The following is a 20228-nucleotide window of genomic DNA, read 5'->3' on the forward strand; positions in this document are numbered from 1 at the left end:
GGGCGGCTTCTTGGGGGAAAAACGACTCTGACCCCATTTTTTCTCACGCCGAAGGCCCCCAGAGCGCGGCGTCGAGGTCGGCGTCGGGCCGCACCATGCGCACCCTGCCCCGCACCACTTCCACGCCCTCGGCGCGCAGGCGCCGCGCCTGTTCGCGCCAGCCGCGGCTGTTCTCGGCGAAGGCGATGCGGCCGTCGCTGCGCAGCACCCGGTGCCAGGGCAGCGCGTCGTCGCCGTTGCCGGCGAGGATGCGCGCCACCAGGCGCGCGCGGCCGGGCAGCCCGGCACGCCGCGCGACCTCGCCGTAGCCGGCGACCCGCCCGCGCGGGATCGCGCGGATCGCCGCGAGGATGCGGGCCTCGGCAGACAGCTGGTCCATGGGGCATTAGGATAACGGCACGATCCACTCCGGGCACCGCAAGCGTATGCAGAACTTCGAACAGGTCCGCAGCCACCTCCGCAGCGCCGATTTCCGCATCACCATGCAGGAGCCGTACGTGATCTGCGTCGAGCTCTCGCTCGACAGCGGCCGCCGCCACCAGGCGATCTTCCTGTCCGAGCTGCAGGACGACGACGGCCGCGAGTACCTGCGCGTGAGCACGGTGATCGCGCCGACCACCGGCGTCGACGCGCGCCGCGCGCTGGCGTTCAACTGGGAGAGCCGGGTGGGCTACCTCGCCGTTGGCGACCTCGACGGGGTGCCCTACCTGCAGCTGTGCGAGAACCGCCCCTACAGCAGCCTGGACGCGGCCGAGCTTGGCCGCCTGGTGCTGGAGATCGGCGGCATGGGAGACCGCCTGGAACGCGCGCTGTCGGCCGACGGCGACCTGCTGTAGGGGAAAAAAAGGGGTCAGGTTCAGTTTTCCCCTATGCAGGTTCAGGCGGCGCCATTCCTCGAGGAAAATTGAACCTGCCCCCTTTTTTAGCCCCCTTTCTAGACCCAGCCCATCCACTGGAGCAGCCGGAACAGGCCGAAAGCGATCCCCCCCGACATCGGGATGGTCAGGATCCAGGCCCAGATCATCTTGTTCACCACCCCCCACTTGATCGCGTTCAGGCGCTTGGCGGTGCCCACGCCCATGATCGCCGCGGAGATGTTGTGGGTGGTCGAGACCGGGATCCCCAGCGCCGAGGCGCCGAGAATCACCGACGCGGCGCTGGTCTCGGCGGCGAAGCCGTGGATCGGGTGCAGCTTGACCAGCTTGTGGCCCAGGGTCTTGATGATGCGCCAGCCGCCCGCGGCGGTACCGGCGGCCATCACCAGGGCGCAGGTGATCTTGATCCAGAGGTCGATGTCGCCCTCGGCGAGCGCCGCCTCGGACGGGTGCAGGAACGCCAGCAGCGCCGGCAGGGCGTCCATGGTGCCGGCCGCCTCGGCGCTGATCAGGGTCAGGGCGATGATGCCCATGGTCTTCTGCGCATCGTTCATGCCGTGGGCGAAGCCCATGCTGGCGGCGCTGACGATCTGGCTCTTGCCGAAGAAAGCGTTCACCCAGCGCGGCCGCGCGATCCGCGCCAGCCAGCCGCCGGACCGCGCCATCATCGCGATCGCGAAGAACAGCACGCCCATCATCAGGAAGCCGGCCATGAAGCCGAGCACCGGCGAGCTGACCATCGGCACGATCACCTTCCACAGCACCCCGGCGCTCTGCCACACCGGCTCGGCCGGCCGCGACCAGATCACCACGTCGAAATCCATCGACGCCGCGGCCAGGGCGGCGCCGATCAGGCCGCCGATCAGCGCATGCGAGGACGACGACGGCAGCCCCCACCACCAGGTGATCAGGTTCCAGACGATGCCGCCCAGCAGCGCGCAGAGGATCAACTGCGATCCGACGTCGACCACCCCGGCGTCGATCAGCCCCGAGGCGATGGTCTTGGCAACGGCGGTGCCCGCCAGCGCGCCGATCAGGTTCATCACCGCCGCCATGCCCACCGCCTGCATCGGCGAGAGCACCTTGGTGGCGACCACCGTGGCGATGGAGTTGGCGGTGTCGTGGAAGCCGTTGATGTATTCGAACACCAGAGCGGTCAGCACCACGATCAGGACCAGAGTCAGCATTCATGGCCCCCTTGACTCAAGGGGACGGTCCCGCCGCGCAGCGGCGGGACCGGGGTCGTGGAGGAATGGCGCACAGGCATCGGCGGAGCCGATGCCTGCCGTTCCGAAGCCGGCCATCGGCGAGCTCGGAAGATGTCCATCAAGAATTCTTCAGCACGATTTCGTAGGCCACCACGCCGGCCTCGCGGCAGCGGTCGATGGCCTTTTCGAGGATCTCGAAGAACTCCTTGAGCAGGAACATCTGCAGCGGATCGAGCTTGCCGGAGTAGATGTCGCCGTAGAGCTCGAGCATCAGCCGGTCGGCCTCGTTCTCGATCGTGCGCAGTTCGTCGCCCATCGCCTTCATCGGCTCGAGCTTCATCCGCTTGAGGTCGCGCACCATCTTCACCACCACGCCGGCCGCCTGCTCGAGCATCGCCGCGCGCGGCGCGAAGTCGATGTGCTCCAGGTGCTGGATGGCCAGCGAGTAGCGGTCGGCGAACTTCTCGATCTGCTTGGGGATCTTGTACAGCGCCGAGCCCAGCGCCTCGATGTCCTCGCGCTCGATCGGGGTGATGAAGCTGTCCACCAGTTCCTGGCTGATCCGGTTGGAGACCTCGCGCTCGCGCAGGCGCGCCAGGCGGAAGGCGTCCAGGGCCGGCTGGCGGTCCGACTCGCGCAGCATCTCGTGCAGCGCCCGCGCGGCGTCGTGCGCCGCCACCGCCGCCTCCTCGAGCAGGTTGTAGAACTGGTTGCCGCGGCCGAAGATGGTTTGCAGGGAGAGCATGGTGGACCTTTCGATGCCCCCCGGCGGGCCGCCGGGGCTTCCGGGCGCGGATTATGAAGCTTTGATGACGGAATTGCCCGTTTCCGTCATATTCGCCGCCCCGACCCGCCGCTGCCGGGCTGCAGCCGCCCCGCCCCTGCTATGCTTTCCAGCCGCGCTGCCGCGCCGCCGAACACGATGGACGACGACTCCAGACCGCCGCTCCGGCTTCCGCTCCGCCTCCCCAGCGCTCCGGCCCCCCGCCCCGCCCCGCCCCCGGACTCCGGCCGATGCTGGAATTCCTGATCGTCCTCGCGCTGATCGTCTGCAACGCGTTCTTCGCGTTGTCCGAGATGTCGGTGGTCACCTCGCGCCGGGCGCGGCTGAAGCAGCAGGCCTCGGCCAGCCGCGGCGCGCGCCGGGCGCTGGAGCTGGCCGAGCACCCCGAGCGCTTCCTGTCGACCGTCCAGGTGGGCATCACCCTGATCGGCATCCTCACCGGCATGTTCGGCGGCAAGGCGATCGGCCACTCGATCGGGGCGTGGCTGGGCACCGCGGTCCCGATGTTCGCCGAGTACGCGCCGACCATCGGCCTGGTGCTGGCGGTGGGCCTGATCACCTACCTGACCATCGTGCTCGGCGAGCTGCTGCCCAAGCGCCTGGCCCTGCTGGCGCCCGAACGCCTGGCCGCGGGGGTGGCCCTGCCGATGCACGCCATCGCCCGCATCGCCACCCCGGCGGTATGGCTGCTCAGCGCCAGCGTGCGCGGCGCGCTGCGCCTGCTTCGCCTGGCCGACACCCAGGCCGCCCACGTCAGCGAGGAGGAGATCCGCCTGCTGGTCAGCGAGAGCCACGAGCAAGGCGTGATCGACACCGACGAGCGCAACATGATGAACCGGGTGCTGCGCCTGGGCGATCGCAGCGCCGAGAGCCTGATGACCCCGCGCACCCGCGTCGCCTGGCTCGACGCCGGCGAGAGCTTCGAGGAGAACCTGGCGGTGATGCGGCGCACGCCGTTCTCGCGCTATCCGGTGTATCGCGACAGCGACGCCGACGTGCTCGGCGTGCTCGAGGTCAAGTCGCTGATCGACCGCATCGACGAGCGCGAGTTCGACCTGTTCAAGTATCTGCGCGAGACCCTGTTCGTCTCCGAATCCACGCCCGCGTTGAAGCTGCTGGAGATCTTTCGCGAGGAGCAGCAGTCGCTGGCGCTGGTGGTCGACGAGTACGGCGACGTCACCGGCCTGATCACCGTCAACGACCTGCTCGAGGCGGTGATCGGCCGCACCCAGACCGGCGAGGGCGCCGACGCCACCCCGCTGGTCACCGTGCGCGACGACGGCTCGCTGCTGGTCGACGGCGGCCTCACCGTCGACAACGTGCGCGAGCTGCTCGGCGGCGGCCCCCTGCCCGGCGAGGACGAACACGACTATCACACCGCGGCCGGCATGGTAATCGCCCGTTTCGGCCGCATCCCCAATACCGGCGAATGGTTCGAGTGGAACGGCTGGCGCATCGAGGTGGTCGACCTGGACGGCCCACGCGTGGACAAGCTGCTGCTGCAGCCCCCGCCGGAGGCGGACGCCGACGATGACCGATGAGGAAAGCTCCGGCTCCGGCTCCGGCTCCGGCTCTGGCTCTGGCTCCGGCTCCGGCGCCGGACACGGGCGCTGGCACGCCTCGCCAGAGGCCGGCGTGCGCGCGCTGCTGGCGGCCTACGCGGTCGGCGACCCCGACGAGCATCTGGCGCTAAGCGAGCTGCTGTCGGGCCTGGGCAAGCGCGTGTTCGGGATGCTGCTGTTCATAGCGGTCGTGCCGTCCTTCATTCCCATCCCAGGCCTCGCCGGGGCGATCGCCGGCCCGCTGACGGTCTTCATCGGCCTGCAGCTGCTGGCCGGGCTGCGGCGGCCGTGGCTGCCGCGGTTCATCTCCCGGCGCGGGCCGCACCGCCGCACCCTGCTGCGCTTCGAGCGCCGCGTTTCGCCGTGGCTCGAGCGTCTGGAACACCTGGTCCGGCCGCGCCTGACCTGGGTGATCGCCCACCGCGCGGCCACGATGTTCACCGGCCTGCTGCTGGTGCTGCTGGGCGTCCTGCTGGCGCTGCCGATCCCCTTCACCAACTACCTGTTCGGCGCGCTGCTGCTGGTCTACGCGCTCGCCCTGCTGGAGCGCGATGGCGCGCTCATGCTCGGCGCCTGGGTACTCGGGGTGATCGCGATCGCCGTGTTCGGAATCCTCAGCGGCGCGCTGGTCGCGGCCGCCGCGAACTGGATCTCGATGCTGTTCTGATCCGGCTCCGCAACCGTCCGGCGATCAGCCGATCAACCGCGCCAGCTCCTGCGAGCTCATCGGGTGGCCCAGCCAGTAGCCCTGGGCGAGGTCGCAGCCGCGCTCGCGCAGCACCTCGAACTGGCCCTCCTGCTCCACGCCCTCGGCCACCACGGTCATGCCCAGCGAGTGCGCCATGGCGATGATCGCGGTGGTCAGCGCCAGGTCGTCGGGGTCGCGCAGCACGTCGGCGACGAAGCTGCGGTCGATCTTGACCCCGTCGATCGGCACCCGGCGCAGGTGGCTCAGCCCCGAAAAGCCGGTGCCGAAATCGTCCAGCCATACCTGCACCCCGGACGTGCGCAGGCGGGCGAGCAGGCTGCTGATGTGCAGCTCGTCGCCGATCACCGCGGTCTCGGTCAGTTCCAGGTGCAGGCGCCGCGGCGCCATGCCGGTCTCGCGCAGCACGTCCTCCACCTGGCGCGCCAGGTTGCCGGCGCGCAACTGGCGCGGCGACACGTTCACCGCGACGAACAGCTCGTCGTGGCCGAGTTCGCGATGCCAGCGGGTGGCGTCGATGCAGGCGGCGCGCAGCACCGCCGGCCCGAGGGTCTCGATCAGCCCGCTCTGCTCGGCCACCTCGATGAAGATCGACGGCGCCACCATGCCCTGGGTCGGATGCTTCCAGCGCAGCAGCGCCTCGGCGCCGAGCAGGCGGTTGTCGGCCATGCGGAACACCGGCTGGTAGACCAGGCTGAGCTCGCCCCGCTCCCAGGCGCCGCGCAGGTCCTGTTCCATGCGCACCCGCCGCTCCACCGCCTGGTCCATGGCGCGGCTGTAGAAGCGGTAGCAGTTCTTGCCGGCCAGCTTCGCCTGGTACATGGCGATGTCGGCGTTCTTCATCAGCATGGTGGCGCCCGAGGCGTCCTCGGGAAACAGGGTCACGCCGATCGAGATCCCGAGGAAGACCTGGCGCTGCTCGATCACGATCGGCCGTCCCACCTCCTCGACCAGGCGCCCGGCCAGGCGGCTGGCGATCTCGCGGATGTCGCCCTCCATCGCCTCGACGAGGACCACGAACTCGTCGCCGCCGAAACGCGCCAGCAGCGCGCCGTCGCCGCCCTCGCGTTCGACCGTGGTGCGGATGCGCTCGGCGAAGCTCATCAGCACCTCGTCGCCGGCGTCGTGTCCGAGGGTGTCGTTGACGCGCTTGAAATCGTCGATATCGGTGAACAGCAGCGCCAGGCGCCGCGCCGCGCCCTGCGACTGGATCATGCGCTGGTCGAGGATCTCACGGAACGCCAGGCGGTTGGCCAGCCCGGTCAGGCTGTCGGTGTAGGCCATCCGGCGGATGTCGCGATCGTGGCGCACGATGCTCTCGCCCATCCGCCTGAAGCCGCGCATCAGGTCGCCGACCTCGTCGTTGCGCCGGCTCGCGGGCACCTCCGCGCTGAAGTTGCCGGCCTCGATCTCGCGCGCGGCCTCGGCCAGCTGGCGGATCGGGCGCACCAGCGCGCGCTGCACGATGAAGCTCATCGCCACCCCCAGCAGCACCAGCGCGGTGAGCAGCAGCGCCACCCACTGCAGGTGGCGGCGGCCGATCTCCAGCAGGCTGTCGCGCAGCGCCGCGGTGGCGCGATGCTCGTCGGCGCGCACCGAGGCCAGCGAGTAGCCGATCCGCACCCCGCCGAGCTTCTCCTCGCCGATCCACACCGGCGCCGCGACGTCGAACACGCGTTCGTCGCTCTGTACGCGCACCGCATCGGCAGCGACCGCGTCGGGCGCGAAGGCGTCGGCCATCGCCTGGCCGTAGGTGGCGATGTCGCGGGAACCGTCGTGGATCACCTCGCCGGCGGCGGAGTAGACGATCACGTAGTCGACGTCCGGCTGGCGCTGGACATGGGCGATGGCCGCGCCGATCGCATCCAGGTCGAAGTAGTAGAGCGGATTGACCAGGCTGGCGGCCAGGTGCTCGGCCTGGCCCTCGCCATGCGCGCGCAGGCGGCTGAAGGCCAGCCCGTGCAGGGAGTCGCGGCTGTGGGCCAGCATCTCCTCGCGCATTTCGTCCTGTCGCTGCAGGATCAGCACGATCACCGCCAGCGTGATCAGCATGGCCGCCAGCAGCACCGTGACCGAGCGCGCGTACAGGCCGTAGCGCATGCTCATTCGATCTCCGCGCTCACCCGCGCCACCGCTTTGCGCAGGTAGTCGAGCCCCCGCGCGGTCTCCGCGTCCAGCGCCAGAAAACGGGTGGTCTGGAAGAACCCCAGCAGCGCCTCCGCGGCGTCGGGGTCGTCGGCCGCCTCCAGCAGCACCTCGCGCAGCCGCGCCTGGACCGCCGGGTCCAGGTCGCCGCGCACCATCTCCAGCGCGCGGGGGTAGTCGGGGGTCTGGTGCAGGATCCTGAGATCGTGACGATACGAATGCGGCGTCGACCGGGGATTGTCCCAATCGAGGTTGCTCATGGCGCCGACGTCGACCAGACGCTTGTGCACCCAGGTGGAGATGTTGGCTTCCGAACGAGCGAACAGGTAGCCGACCGTGTCCACGGGGGGACGGTCCAGCGGCGAGAGCAGGATCTCCAGCGGCAGCCGGCGCTCCAGCAGTTCCACGGCGGGCACGAAGTAGGCGCTGGTGGATGCGCGGCTCTGGAACGCCACGCTGCGCCCGCGCAGGTCGTCCAGCGAGTCGATGCCGCTGTCGCGGCGGGCGAAGAACACGGTGCGGTAGTGGCTGACGCCGGTGCGCTCGGTCAACAGCAGCGGCACGGCGCCGGCGCGCTGCTGCAGCAGCATCGCGCTGGCGGAGGTCTCGGTGACCCAGTCGACGCGGCCCCGGCGCAGGTAGCTCTGCATCTGCTGATGGTCGCGCGCCATCAGGATGCGCCCCTCGCGGATGCCGACGTCGGCCATGCGCGGCACCACGTAGTCGAGCAGCGGCCTGAGCTGCTCGTAGTGCGCAGCGGGATCGTCGGTGATCCGGCCCAGCACCAGCACGTGGCGATCTGAACCGGCGGCGGGAAGCGCAGCCGCCGCGGCGAGGACCAGTCCGCACAACAGACGGCACAGCTGGCGGGCGGTCGTGGTCAAGCTGGCTTCATCGTCGTGGCGGCAGCGCGAGACTAGCGGAAATGCCCGGGCCACGACAGCGTTTCCGCGGGCGGCGCGTCACTCGCGGTCGCCGGCTAGCCTGGCCATGCGCTGGGCGTCGGCCAGCACCCCGCGCAGCAGCCGTACCTCGCGCGCGTCCAGCCGGCTGCGCAGGAACAGCCGCCGCAACTTGTGCATGGCGGCCTCCGGGGTCCGGCCCTTGTGGAAATCGATGGCGTCCAGGGTATCGGCGAGCTGGGCGAAGAAGCCCTCCATCTCGGCGTGGCTGGCCGGGGGCTCGCCGCGCGCGGTGCCGGCCGCAGCGGCGCCGGCTTCCGCCAACATCGCCAGGCGCAGCTCGTAGGCCAGGACCTGCACCGCGGCGGCGAGGTTCAGCGAGCTGTAGCCGGGGTCGGTGGGTATGTGCACCGCGGCATGGCAGAGCTGCAGTTCCGCATTCTCCAGCCCGGTGCGCTCGCGCCCGAACACCAGCGCCACCTCGACCGGTTCCGCGGCCGCTTCCACCGCCCGGGCCGCGGCTTCGCGCGGCGCCAGCTGCTCCAGGGCGATGCGGCGGTCGCGCGCGGTGCAGCCCAGCACCAGCCGGCAGTCGGCGACCGCGGCCGCCAGGTCGTCGTGGCGCTCGGCGCCCTCGAGCACGTCGCCCGCCCCGGCGGCCATCGCTTCGGCATCGGCGTGCGGGAAACGCTGCGGCGCCACCAGCGCCAGCCGCGACAATCCCATGGTCTTCATCGCCCGGGCCGCGGCGCCGATGTTGCCCGGGTGCTGGGTGCCGACCAGGACGATGCGGATGCGTTCGGCGGGCCGTGGGGTGGGCTGCATGCCGCCAATGGTAAACTGCGCGCGCCGGCCGCTGCGCCGGCGCGTTCTTTTCCCCTGCCCGCCCCTGCCGCGCCCGGAGCCTTCCGCGATGCAAAAACCAGCCGTCAACGTCATGGTCAAGGCGGCCCGCGCCGGCGGCAACGTGCTGCTGCGGCACATGCACCGGCTCGACGCGCTCAACGTGGTCGAAAAGGACCGCATGGATTACGCCAGCGAGGTCGACGGCCTGGCCGAGGCCGAGGTGATCAAGGAACTGCACCGCGCCAATCCCGACTACGCCATCCTCGGCGAAGAGGGCGGCGCGAAAAAGGGCAACCGCGGCGCCAGCCGCTACACCTGGGTGATCGACCCGCTCGATGGCACCAGCAACTACCTGCGCGGCTTTCCGCACTGGTGCGTATCGATCGCCCTGGTCGAGAACGGCGAGCCGCTGCACGGGGTGATCTTCGACCCGCTGCGCAACGAGCTGTTCACCGCCAGCCGCGGCGGCGGGGCACAGCTCAACGAGCGCCGCATCCGCATCGGCGAGCGCCGCGAACTGGCCGGGGCGATGCTGGCCACCGGCTTCCCGCCGCGCGAGCGCGAGCGCGCCGGCGCCCAGCTCGAGTGCATCCGCGAGCTGCTGCGCGAGGCCGAGGACGTGCGCCGCACCGGCTCGGCCGCGCTGGACCTGGCCTACACCGCCTGCGGCCGCGTCGACGCCTACTTCGAGGCCGGGGTGAAGCCCTGGGACATCGCCGCCGGCGTGCTGCTGGTGCGCGAGGCGGGCGGCAAGGTCAGCGATTTCCGCGGCGCCGGCACCGGCCCGATGGACGCGCGCGGTACCGCCGGCCGCCAGCTGCTGGCCGGCAACGTCCGCATCACCGAGCCGCTGCAGAAGACCATCGTGTCGTCGGGCTACGCGCGAGCCTTCGCCTAGGCGCCGTTTGGGAGCGGACGGCGGCGGCGTCATCGGGGCCCGGCCTCGCGGTCATTCCCGCCGGAACCGCCCGCATCCTTCGCGGTCGTAGGCCGCCCCGGCGCCGGAAGCGCGGGTGCCCCGGCGCGCAGTCGAGGCCTTGCCGGGGCGTGCCATGCACGCGAAGGCAGGCGCCGGCGCCCAAACCCGGCATCACCGCCACCTCCATCGGAACCGCCCGCGGCTCTCGCGGCCATGGGCCGCTCCTACGGGAAACACGGCACCGGACGCCCTGACAGACGGAACAGGCGCCGATGCGGATCGGGATCAGGCGGCGGCGGTCACGGCCGCCTGGCCAGCGCCGCCTCGTCGCGCGCCTTGGGAAGCAGGTCCTGCTTGGTGACCTTCAGGAAACCGACGGTCAGCAGCGGACAGGCGATGAAGATCGAGGACAGGGTACCGACCACCACGCCGATCATCTGGGTCAACGCCAGGCCCTCCAGCGAGCCGCCGCCGTACAGGTACAGCGCCAGCACCGACAGGAAGAACACCGCCGAGGTGATGATGGTGCGCGACAGGGTCTGATTGATCGAGGCGTTGAACACCTCCAGCGGCGGCGCGCGCATGGCGCGGAAGTTCTCGCGCACGCGGTCGAACACCACGATGGTGTCGTTGATCGAGAAGCCCATCACCGCGAGCAGGCCGGCCAGCACGGTGAGATCGAACTCTCGCCCGCTCAGGGCGAAGTATCCCGCCACCACGCCGACGTCGAACAACGTGGTCAGCGACGCCACCACCGCGAACTTCCATTCGAAGCGGAAGCCGATGTAGATCAGGAAGCCGACCAGCACGAACAGCACCGCCTCGGTGGCCTTCTCGGCCAACTCGGCGCTGACCTGGGAGCCGATCGATTCGCTACCGAGCACCTCGACCGGGTTTTCGGGCGTGCTGACCGCCTCGCGCACCTGCTGGATGAGCTGGCTGTTCTGGTCGACGGTCAGCTGCTCTTCCTCGGCGCGCAGGCGCACCAGCAGGTCGCTGCCGCTGCCGAAGGTCTGCACCTGGGCGTTGGGATGCCCGGCCTCGGCGATGCGCGCGCGCACCGAGTCGACGTCGGCGGGCTGCTGGAATCGCAGCGTGACCGCGGTGCCGCCGGTGAAGTCCAGGGCGAAATTGAAGCTGTTGACGGCGATGGCGCCCATCGCCACCGCGAATGCGACCAGGGCCAGCGCCAGGGTGACCCAGCGCAGGCGCATGAAGTCGATGCTGGTACCGCTGGGAATCAGGTTGAGCGGGAAGATCTTCATATGCGTGTGTCCCGTCAGATGGCCAGCGACTTGAGCTTCTTGCGGCGCCCATAGATCAGCGTGACGATGCCGCGGGTCACGGTGAGCGCGGTGAACATCGAGGCCAGGATGCCGACCACCAGGGTGATGGCGAAGCCGCGCAGCGGCCCGGTGCCGAACGCGTACAGCGCCACGCCCGCCAGCACGCCGGTGATGTTGGCGTCGAAGATCGAGCTGGAGGCCTTGTCGTAGCCGCCGGCGATCGCCGCCTTGGGGGGCACCCCGTTGCGCAGCTCCTCGCGGATGCGCTCGTTGATCAGCACGTTGGCGTCCACCGACAGGCCGATCGACAACGCCAGCCCGGCGAAGCCCGGCAGGGTCATGGTGGCGCCGAAGATCGACATCACCGCCGCGACGATCAGCAGGTTGAGCAGCAGCGCCGCGCAGGTGACCAGGCCGAACATGCGGTAGTAGGCCATGAAGAAGACCAGGGTGAAGAGGAACGCGTAGAGCACCGCGGTCACGCCGCGCTCGACGTTCTCCTTGCCCAGGCTCGGGCCGACGATGCGCTCCTCGATGAAGTCCATCGGCGCCGCCAGCGAACCCGAGCGCAGCAGCCTGGCCAGGTCGTCGGCCTCCTGCTTCTCCAGGCCGGTGGTCTGGAACTGGCGCCCGAACACGCCGTTGATGTTGGCGACGCTGATGATCTCCTCGCTGACCCGGAAGGTACGCACTTCCTCGCCGTCGACCATCCGCACCTGCGGGACGCGCTCGATGTAGACCACCGCCATCGGCTTGCCGACGTTGAGGCTGGTGAAGTCGAACATGCGCTTGCCGCCGCTGGCGTTCAGGGTGACGCTGACCGCGGGCAGGCCGTTCTCGTCGTAGGTGGACTGCGCGGCCACCATCTCCTCGCCGGAGGCGATCACCCGCCGGTTCAGGATGTAGGGGATGGGCTTGCCGTCGGCGCCCAGGCGACGGTGATGGTAGATCCTGCCCTCGGGTGGGACGATGCCGCTCTGCACCGCGCCGTAGGCGTCGCCATCGAGCACCGCGCGGTACTCCAGGGTGGCGGTGGCGCCGATCATGCGCTTGGCCTCGGCGGTGTCCTGCACGCCCGGCAGCTGCACCACGACGCGGTCCTCGCCCTGGCGCTGGATCACCGGCTCGGCCACGCCGATCTCGTCGATGCGGTTGCGCAGCGTGGTGATGTTCTGGTCGATCGCGTCGCGCGCGATCTGGTCCAGCTCCGCCTGCGGCAAGCGAATGGCGATGCGGTTGCCGTCGGGCTCGCGGTTGAGCGCCGGCTGCGCCGCGGCCAGTACCGACAGGGCGGCGTCGAGGTCGGCATCGGGCGCGAGGGTGGCGACGATCGCGCCGCTACCGCGTCGCTCCACCGACTGATAGCGGATGCGGTTCTCGCGCAGGGTCACCCGCGCCTCCTCGGCGTAGGCCTCGGCGCGCTTGTCCAGCGCCGACTGCTGGTCGACCTGCATCACGAAATGCACGCCGCCCTGCAGGTCCAGGCCCAGCATCATCGGATTGGCGCCGACCGACGTCAGCCAGTCCGGCACCGTGCGCGCCAGGTTCAGCGCCACCGTGTAGCGCTCGCCCATCCCTGCCCGCAGCGCGTCGGCGGCGGCGGTCTGGGCGTCCAGGTCGGGCAGGCGCACCAGCAGGCTGTCCTCGCCCTGGTCGATCGCCTTGGGGCTCACCCCCGCCTCCCGAAGCAGCCCCTCGGCGCGTTCCCGCAGCGCGTCGTCGACGACGGCGCCGCGCTGCGCGGTGATCTGCACGGAGGGGTCCTGCGGATAGATGTTGGGCAGCGCGAACAGCATGCTGCCCAGCACCACGATCAGGATGAGGACGTACTTCCAGCGGGGAAACTCGAGCATTGCGTAGCCCTGCGCGCGGGGTCGACGGACCGGCGCCTAGGAGGAAGGGGGACCTGCGGCGGATCGCGCGGACGGCCGGCTTGCGCGCCGCCGCCGCCCGCCGAAGGCATCAGGCCGACTTGAGCGTGCCCTTCGGCAGCACGTTGCCGACGGAGCCCTTCTGCACGCGGATCTCGACGCGGTCGGCGATCTCCACGGTCACGAAGCTCTCGCCGATCGCCCGCACCGTGCCGGCGATGCCGCCGCCGGTGATGACCTCGTCGCCCACCGACAGCTTCTCCAGCATCGCCTTGTGCTCCTTGGCGCGCTTCATCTGCGGCCTGATCAGCAGGAAGTACATGATCGCGATCAGGATCAGCGGGAACATCAGGGTCGAAAGAATGCTCGGCCCGGCCGGCGCGCCGGCGGCGGCGTGGGCGGGGGCGATCAGGAAGTCCAGCAGGTTCATCGGCAGGTCCGTGACGAAAATAGCGGGGAATTATGCCACGCGGCCGCCCCGGGGCGCTTTTCCCGGCCCGGGGCCCCGGCGTGGCGCGGTCGCGGCGACGCCCGGGGCCCCGCCGGGGCGCGTCAGGGCGTCTTGCAGGCGTGGAATGACTCGCGGAAGGCGGCGAAGGTTCCCGCCGCGATCGCCCGGCGCATGCCGGCCATGAGCGACTGGTAGTACCAGAGATTGTGCAGGGTGCCCAGGATCGGGCCGAGCATCTCGCCGCAGCGGTCCAGGTGGCGCAGGTAGGCGCGGCTGTAGCCGCCGGCGCAGGCCGGGCAGCCGCAGCCCTCCTCGATCGGGCGCAGGTCCTGCTCGTACTTCGCGTTGCGCACCCGGACCACGCCGGTGGAAGTGAAATAGTGGCCGTTGCGCGCGTTGCGGGTGGGCATCACGCAGTCGAACATGTCCACTCCGCGCGCCACCGCCTCCACCAGGTCGTCCGGCCGGCCCACGCCCATCAGGTAGCGCGGCCGCTCGCCCGGCAGTTGCGGGCAGGTGTGCTCGAGCATGGCGTTGCGCTCGGCCTCGGTCTCGCCCACCGCCAGGCCGCCGATGGCGTACCCATCGAAGCCGATGTCCTTCAGGCCTTCGGCCGAGCGCGTGCGCAGGTCATGGTGCACGCCGCCCTGGACGATGCCGAACAGCGCAGCGTCGTTGCCCTCATGCGCGCGCCGGCTGCGCTGCGCCCAGCGCAGCGACAGCTCCATCGAGCGCTCGACCACGCCGCGGTCGACCGGCTGGCCGTCGACCTGGACCGGCGGGCACTCGTCGAAGATCATCACGACGTCGCTGCCGAGCACCTTCTGGATATGCATCGACTCCTCGGGCCCGAGGAACACCTTCGAGCCGTCGGTGGGCGCAGCGAACGTCACGCCGGCCTCGGTGATCTTGCGCTTGTGCGCCAGCGAGAACACCTGGAAACCGCCCGAGTCGGTGAGGATCGGGCCATCCCAGCGCGCGAAGCCGTGCAGGCCGCCGTGCGCCCCGATCACCTCCAGCCCGGGCCGCAGGTAGAGGTGGAAGGTGTTGCCGAGGATGATCTGCGCGCCCAGCGCGCGCAGCTGGTCGGGCAACACGCCCTTGACCGTGCCGTAGGTGCCGACCGGCATGAACGCAGGGGTCTCGACGGTGCCGCGCGGGAACGTCAGCCGGCCCCGGCGCGCGGCGCCGTCGCTGGCGAGCAGCTGGAACTGCATTCGGGACATGCGAAGGGAAACCGGATCGGCTGCGACGCGCGCGGCCGACCATTGTCGCGGATCGCGCCGGGCGATGGGAGCCGGCCACGGCCCGAACGTTCCGACCCGGGAGCGTCTCCATCCAGGCGCACCCGGAGACCGCCGATCCGCCCTTCCCGTCAGCGCCGCGGAAAGGCGACCAGCGGGCCCTCCACCAGCCGCAGCGCGAGCGTGGTCCCCGGTTGGCGCGGCACGGCCTCGGACAGGTCGACCTCCACCACATCGCCGCTTTCCAGGCGAACGCTGCCGAAATGACGCGGCCCGCGGAACCCGGCCTCTACCAGCACCCCGCGGATGGGACCTTCCGGATCGTGCAGCAGGCATTCCGGGCGCAACAGCACCTCGAGCTCCGCGTCCAGGCCCACGGCCGGGCCAGGGACGAGCGCACCGCGGCCGATGAAGTCGGCGACGAAGCGATGCGCCGGGCGCCGGTACAGCGCCTCGGCGCTGTCCCACTGCAGGATCCGGCCCTGCTCCATCACTCCGATCCGGTCGGCCATGGCGAAGGCCTCGGACTGGTCGTGGCTGACCAGCAGCGCGGTGGCGCCGGTCGACCGCAGCAGCGCGCGCAGCTCATGGGCCAGACGCCCGCGGGTGTCGACGTCGAGGTTGGAGAACGGTTCGTCGAGCAGCAGCAGCGCCGGTTCCGGCGCGAGTGCCCGGGCCAGCGCCACGCGCTGCTGCTGGCCGCCCGACAGCTCGTGCGGATAGTCGGCGGCCGAACCGCCGAGCCCGACCAGCTCCAGCATCGCCGCCACCCGCGCCTCGCGCGCGGGCCGCGGCAGCCGCCGCAGGCCGAAACCGACGTTGCCGGCCACGGTGAGATGCGGGAACAAGGCATAGTCCTGGAACATCATGCCCACCCGGCGACGCTCGGGCGGTACCGCGCTGCCGGCATCGGCCACCACCGCGCCCTGCAGCAGGATGCGCCCGGCGCGGACCGGCTCGAATCCGGCGATCGCGCGCAGCACCGTGGTCTTGCCGCAGCCGGAGGCGCCGAGCAGGCAGCCGATCTCGCCCTGCCGCAGCGCCAGCGACAACTCGTCTACCACCACGTGCAGGCCGCCCGGCGCCGGGTAGCCGACGCGGATCCGCTCCAGCTCCAGCAGCGGCCCATCGTCTTGCGTCGTCATGTCTGCCGCTCCCCGCCGTAGCCCAAGCCCGCGCGCGCCAGCAGCATCACCGGCAGCAGTCCGGCGGCGACGATCAGCAGCGCCGCCACCGCGCCTTCCTCGTAGGTGCCGCGCGCCGCCTCGGCGTACAGCCGGGTCGCCAGGGTCTCGAAATTTAGCGGCCGGAGCAGCAGCGTGGCGGGCAACTCCTTCATCGTATCGACGAACACCAGCAGGGCGGCGGCCGCCAGCGCCGGCCGCAGCAACGGCAGGTGCACCCGTGCGAGTGCGGTGCCGGGGCGCTCGCCGAGGCTGGCCGCGGCCTGATCCAGTGAACCGGGGATGCGGGTCAGCCCGGCCTCGATGCCGCCGGCGGAGATCGCCAGGAAGCGCAGCACGTAGGCGATCACCAGGGCGGTGGCCGAGCCCATCAGCAGCATCCGCGGCGCCCCGCCGAACGCCTGCAGCACCGCATTGGCGGCATCGTCGAACCATGCCAGCGGCAACAGCAGGCCGATCGCCAGCACCGTACCCGGGATCGCGTAGCCGAGGCTGGCCACCCGAAGGGCGGCGCCGGCCAGCAGTGGCCTGCGGCGCCGCTGCGCCAATCGCAGCGCCCAGGCGACGACCAGCCCGGCAAGCAATGTGGCGACGGTCGCCGCGGCCGCGACCGCCAGGGTGTTCCCGGCGCTGTCGAGCAACTGCGGCGTCGCGCCGCCATGGCGCCGCAGCCGCTCCAGGCTCTGCCAGCCCAGCGACGCCGCCGGGATCGCGAAACCGATCGCCACCGGCATCGCGCCCAGTCCGAGCGCCAGTGCCGCCGCGCCGCCGCGCAGCCGCAGCGGCTGCATCGGCCGCGGCCGCTGGGTGGCCGCGTAACGCTGGCGACGGCGGCCGTAGCGTTCCAGCACGACCAGCAGCACCACGATCGCCAGCATGACCAGGGCGATCTGCGCCGCGCCCGGCAGGTCGCTGCGCGTGACCCAGGTGCTGTAGATCGCGACTGTCAGGGTCTGGACGCCGAGGAACTCCGAGGCGCCGATGTCGTTGAGCGTCTCCAGCAACGCCAGCGCCGCGCCGATCGCGATCGCCGGGCGCGCCAGCGGCAGCGCCACCCGCAGAAACAGCGCTGCCCGCGTGGTGCCCAAGGTGCGCGCCGCCTCGAGCAGGCTCGAGGCTTGGGTCATGAACATCGCCCGGGTGGTCAGGTACACGTACGGGTACAGCACGAACCCGAGCAGCAGCACCGCGCCGGCCAGCGAGCGGATGTCCGGCAGGCGGAAATCGCGCGGGCTGTCGTAGCCGAGCAGCGCGCGCGCCGCGCCCTGCACCGGGCCGAGCGGATGCAGGAGATCGAGGTAGGCGAAGGCGACGATGTAGGTCGGCACCGCCAACGGCAGCAGCAGCGCCCAGGCCAGCACCCGCCGGCCGGGGAAGTCGTACGCGGTGACCAGCCACGCGGCTCCGGTGCCGATCGCCACCACCAGCGTCCCGACCCCGGCCAGCAGCGCCAGGGTATTGAGCGCCGAACGCGGCAGCACGTACACCGCGATGTGCGACCACAGCCCCTGGCTGCCCTGCGCAGCGGTCCACAGCAGCGCCAGCAGCGGGAGCAGCATCGTCGCGGCGATCGCCAGCGTCGCCAGTTGCCACGGGTCTGGACGGCGCGCCCCGGCGATGCCGTGGGTCACCGCCGGCGCCCTGGGCCCGCCACGCCGGTGCCGGGCCGTGCCCACGGCTGGTCCGGTCCTTGCGGCACGCGCGATTGCGGCCTGGCGGGCACCGTCGGGCTCAGTTGTCGAAGCCGACCTTGTCGACCAGTTCGCTGGCCTGGCGGCGGTGGCGCACCACTTCGCCCAGCGGCAGCGGATCGACCTTCATCGCGCCGAAGCTGGCGACCACCGGATCCAGTTCGACCCCGGCCTTGACCGGATACTCGTAGTTCGCCCGCGCGTACAGGCTCTGCGCCTCGTCGGACACCAGATACTCCAGCAGCCCCACCGCGTTGTCGCGATTGGGCGCGTGGCGGGCCACGGCGGCACCGCTGATGTTGACGTGGGTGCCGCCGTCGGCGGCGCCGGCGAACACCGGCCGGATCACCTGGATCGCATCGCCCCACTGGCGCTGCTCGGAGCCTTCCTCGGCGTTCTTCATGCGGCCCACGTAGTAGGCGTTGGCGATGCCGATGTCGCAGATGCCGGCGAGGATGTCGCGCGCCACGTCGCGGTCGCCGCCGGCGGCCTTGCGCGCCTGGTTGTGCTTGACCCCGCGCAGCCACCGTTCGGTGGCCTCGGCGCCGTTGTGGGCGATCATCGCCGCGAACAGGCTGGTGTTGTAGGGGTGCTGGCCGGAGCGGATGCAGACCCTGCCCTTCCACTGCGGGTCCGCCAAGTCCTCGTAGGCGAAGCCGTCCAGCTCGAGGTCCCTGTCGGCGTACAGCACCCGGTCGCGCAGCGACAGCGCGAACCATTCGCCGTCCGTGCCGCGCAGGTGACCCGGGATCGCCGACTCCAGGACCTCCGAGTCCACGGGCTGGGTATGCCCGGCCTCGACCAGGTCGAGCAGGTTGCCGGTATCGACGGTCATCAGGACGTCGGCGGACGAGCGCCCGCCCTCGGCGCCGAGGCGTTCGAGCAGGCCGTCCTTCAGGAACACCGTATTCACCCGGACCCCGCTGCTCGCGGTGTAGGCATCCAGCAGCGGCTGGATCAGCCCCGGCTCGCGGGTGGTGTAGAGGTTGACCTCGCCGGTGGCCGTTGGCCCGGCGCCGTCCGCCCCGGCGGTCGGTGCCGCGGGTTCCTGCTGGCCGCAGGCCGCCAGGAGCACCGCGCAGGCGGCGACCAGCAGGGACGCGGGGGAAGGCATGGATCGCATCGGTCAGTCTCCTTGGCTTGCGGTTGCGGGTTCCGGCGCGGGGCGCCGCCGGCCAAGTCCCGGCCGTAGATGAGAATTGTACGCATTTACGGCATCGCCGGCAGCCCGCCCCACCTCGCCGGCCTCGCAACGAAGAGCGGTTCAACGGGCGCCACCCATTTGCGCAGATGCGTCTCAGGGACACGAAGCCGGTGTTCGACCATCGCCGGCGACGATGCCCCAACGCGATCGCCTTCGCGGGCACGGCTCGCTCCTGCGGGCCCGCGGCGCCGAGAGTGTGCGATGCCTGCGGGAGCGTCCCAAGGGCGCGAAGCCCGCATCGCGACAGGCCGCGGTCGCATCAACCATCCGCGCCCTGCGGGAGCAGCAGCATCGCATCGCCGTACGAGAAGAAGCGATAGCGCTCGCCCACCGCATGCGCGTACGCGGCCAGCACCCGTTCGCGGCCGGCGAAGGCCGATACCAGCATCAGCAGCGTCGACTCGGGCAGATGGAAGTTGGTCAACAGTCCATCGACGCTGCGGATGCGGTACCCCGGGAAAATGAAGATCCGCGTCTCGCCGGCGAACGGCCGCAGCTCGCCGTCGTGCATCGCGCTCTCCAGCGCCCGCACCACGGTCGTGCCCACCGCGATCACCCGCCCGCCGGCCGCGCGTGTGCGGCGGACCTGCGCCACCAGTTCGGCACCGACGTTGAGCCACTCGCTGTGCATGCGATGCGCGTGCACGTCCTCCACCCGCACCGGCTGGAACGTGCCCGCACCGACGTGCAGGGTGACGTGGCCGAAGCCGATCCCGCGATCCCGCAGCGCGGACAGCAGCGCATCGTCGAAATGCAGCCCGGCGGTCGGCGCGGCCACCGCGCCGACCTGGCGCGCGAACACCGTCTGGTAGCGCTCGGCGTCGTCCTGCCCCGGCTCGCGGCGGATGTACGGCGGCAGCGGCATGCGCCCGGCATGCAGCAACCAGGATTCGAGCGCGTCCGGCACGTCGAAACGCAGGTGGTAGAAGCCGGCATCGTCGCGCCCGAGCACCTCGGCGCTGCCGCCGCCGTCCAGGGCGATGCGTCCCCCGGGTTTCGGCGACTTGCTGGCGCCGATCTGCGCCCGCGCCTGGTTGTCGGGCAGCAGGCGTTCGAGCAGGATCTCGACCCGCCCGCCGCTGTCCTTCTGCCCGAACAGCCGCGCCGGGATCACCCGGGTGTCGTTGAACACCAGCAGGTCTCCCGGCTGCAGCAGCTCCGGCAGGTCGCGCACTTGCCGATCCGCGAACGCGCCCTCGCCCGACGGCACCACCAGCAGGCGGCTGGCGGAACGCTCGGGCAGCGGCGCCTGGGCGATCAGCTCCGGCGGCAGCTCGTAGTGGAAATCGGATCGCTTCAAGAAGACAGGCCATGCGGGGGCGCGAGGCATTGTACGGCGCGCTTCGGAAC

The 20228-nt window shown here is 71.0% G+C and carries 18 protein-coding genes; 4 read left to right on the forward strand and 14 right to left on the reverse strand.

What is annotated here, in order from left to right:
- Positions 1-43: 43 nt before the first annotated feature.
- Positions 44-379: an MGMT family protein gene (locus tag H0E84_RS17075; RefSeq protein ID WP_180679858.1), complete on the reverse strand. Its 336-nt coding sequence runs from the start codon at positions 377-379 to the stop codon at positions 44-46.
- Between the two features lie 46 nt (positions 380-425).
- Between H0E84_RS17075 and H0E84_RS17080 the strand changes: the two genes are divergently transcribed.
- Complete coding sequence (locus H0E84_RS17080) at positions 426-836, forward strand: hypothetical protein (RefSeq protein WP_180679859.1); 411 nt, start codon at positions 426-428, stop codon at positions 834-836.
- Positions 837-934: 98 nt separating this feature from the next.
- Here the strand turns inward: H0E84_RS17080 and H0E84_RS17085 are convergent, their stop codons facing one another.
- Both H0E84_RS17085 and H0E84_RS17090 read right to left on the reverse strand, forming a co-directional pair.
- Entirely contained in the window at positions 935-2062 is a 1128-nt protein-coding gene (locus tag H0E84_RS17085) for an inorganic phosphate transporter (RefSeq protein WP_180679860.1), read from the reverse strand.
- A gap of 139 nt (positions 2063-2201) precedes the next feature.
- Positions 2202-2828 (reverse strand): DUF47 domain-containing protein, encoded by a 627-nt coding sequence (locus H0E84_RS17090; protein WP_180679861.1) that lies wholly within the window; start codon positions 2826-2828, stop codon positions 2202-2204.
- A gap of 269 nt (positions 2829-3097) precedes the next feature.
- On the opposite strand from H0E84_RS17090, the gene H0E84_RS17095 reads away from it, so the two are divergent.
- Complete coding sequence (locus H0E84_RS17095; protein ID WP_180679862.1) at positions 3098-4408, forward strand: hemolysin family protein; 1311 nt, start codon at positions 3098-3100, stop codon at positions 4406-4408.
- Positions 4398-5096, forward strand: coding sequence for an exopolysaccharide biosynthesis protein (locus tag H0E84_RS17100; protein ID WP_180679863.1), 699 nt, complete (start codon positions 4398-4400; stop codon positions 5094-5096). Before H0E84_RS17095 ends, H0E84_RS17100 begins: the two co-directional genes overlap by 11 nt.
- 24 nt (positions 5097-5120) lie before the next feature.
- On the opposite strand, the gene H0E84_RS17105 is transcribed toward H0E84_RS17100, so the two are convergent.
- The 3 genes from H0E84_RS17105 to H0E84_RS17115 form a co-directional block, all read right to left on the reverse strand.
- Entirely contained in the window at positions 5121-7241 is a 2121-nt protein-coding gene (locus H0E84_RS17105) for a putative bifunctional diguanylate cyclase/phosphodiesterase (RefSeq protein ID WP_425600502.1), read from the reverse strand.
- Complete coding sequence (locus tag H0E84_RS17110; RefSeq protein ID WP_425600503.1) at positions 7238-8164, reverse strand: phosphate/phosphite/phosphonate ABC transporter substrate-binding protein; 927 nt, start codon at positions 8162-8164, stop codon at positions 7238-7240. The genes H0E84_RS17105 and H0E84_RS17110 overlap by 4 nt, the downstream gene beginning before the upstream one ends.
- Positions 8165-8242: 78 nt before the next feature.
- Positions 8243-9007, reverse strand: a complete 765-nt coding sequence (locus tag H0E84_RS17115; RefSeq protein ID WP_180679864.1) for an RNA methyltransferase — start codon at positions 9005-9007, stop codon at positions 8243-8245.
- 88 nt (positions 9008-9095) lie between these two features.
- Between H0E84_RS17115 and H0E84_RS17120 the strand changes: the two genes are divergently transcribed.
- Complete coding sequence (locus H0E84_RS17120) at positions 9096-9926, forward strand: inositol monophosphatase family protein (protein WP_180679865.1); 831 nt, start codon at positions 9096-9098, stop codon at positions 9924-9926.
- 320 nt (positions 9927-10246) lie between these two features.
- Here H0E84_RS17120 and secF read toward each other — a convergent pair whose 3' ends face one another.
- From secF to queA, 8 genes are all read right to left on the reverse strand, one after another.
- Positions 10247-11212, reverse strand: a complete 966-nt coding sequence (secF, locus tag H0E84_RS17125; RefSeq protein WP_180679866.1) for a protein translocase subunit SecF — start codon at positions 11210-11212, stop codon at positions 10247-10249.
- 14 nt (positions 11213-11226) lie between these two features.
- Positions 11227-13086, reverse strand: a complete 1860-nt coding sequence (gene secD, locus H0E84_RS17130; RefSeq protein ID WP_180679867.1) for a protein translocase subunit SecD — start codon at positions 13084-13086, stop codon at positions 11227-11229.
- 109 nt (positions 13087-13195) lie between these two features.
- Complete coding sequence (gene yajC / locus H0E84_RS17135; protein ID WP_180679868.1) at positions 13196-13534, reverse strand: preprotein translocase subunit YajC; 339 nt, start codon at positions 13532-13534, stop codon at positions 13196-13198.
- Between the two features lie 122 nt (positions 13535-13656).
- Complete coding sequence (gene tgt, locus H0E84_RS17140) at positions 13657-14781, reverse strand: tRNA guanosine(34) transglycosylase Tgt (RefSeq protein ID WP_180679869.1); 1125 nt, start codon at positions 14779-14781, stop codon at positions 13657-13659.
- 149 nt (positions 14782-14930) lie between these two features.
- The gene (locus H0E84_RS17145; RefSeq protein ID WP_180679870.1) at positions 14931-15944 is read right to left on the reverse strand and encodes an ABC transporter ATP-binding protein; all 1014 of its coding nucleotides are present in this window, start codon (positions 15942-15944) and stop codon (positions 14931-14933) included.
- The gene (locus tag H0E84_RS17150) at positions 15941-17614 is read right to left on the reverse strand and encodes an ABC transporter permease (RefSeq protein ID WP_219339807.1); all 1674 of its coding nucleotides are present in this window, start codon (positions 17612-17614) and stop codon (positions 15941-15943) included. Before H0E84_RS17150 ends, H0E84_RS17145 begins: the two co-directional genes overlap by 4 nt.
- 100 nt (positions 17615-17714) lie before the next feature.
- Positions 17715-18788, reverse strand: coding sequence for a Fe(3+) ABC transporter substrate-binding protein (locus tag H0E84_RS17155; RefSeq protein ID WP_180679871.1), 1074 nt, complete (start codon positions 18786-18788; stop codon positions 17715-17717).
- 349 nt (positions 18789-19137) lie between these two features.
- Positions 19138-20208: a tRNA preQ1(34) S-adenosylmethionine ribosyltransferase-isomerase QueA gene (gene queA / locus H0E84_RS17160; RefSeq protein WP_180679872.1), complete on the reverse strand. Its 1071-nt coding sequence runs from the start codon at positions 20206-20208 to the stop codon at positions 19138-19140.
- Positions 20209-20228: the final 20 nt, after the last annotated feature.

Source organism: Luteimonas salinisoli (genome assembly GCF_013425525.1).
GTDB classification, from domain to species: domain Bacteria; phylum Pseudomonadota; class Gammaproteobacteria; order Xanthomonadales; family Xanthomonadaceae; genus Luteimonas; species Luteimonas salinisoli.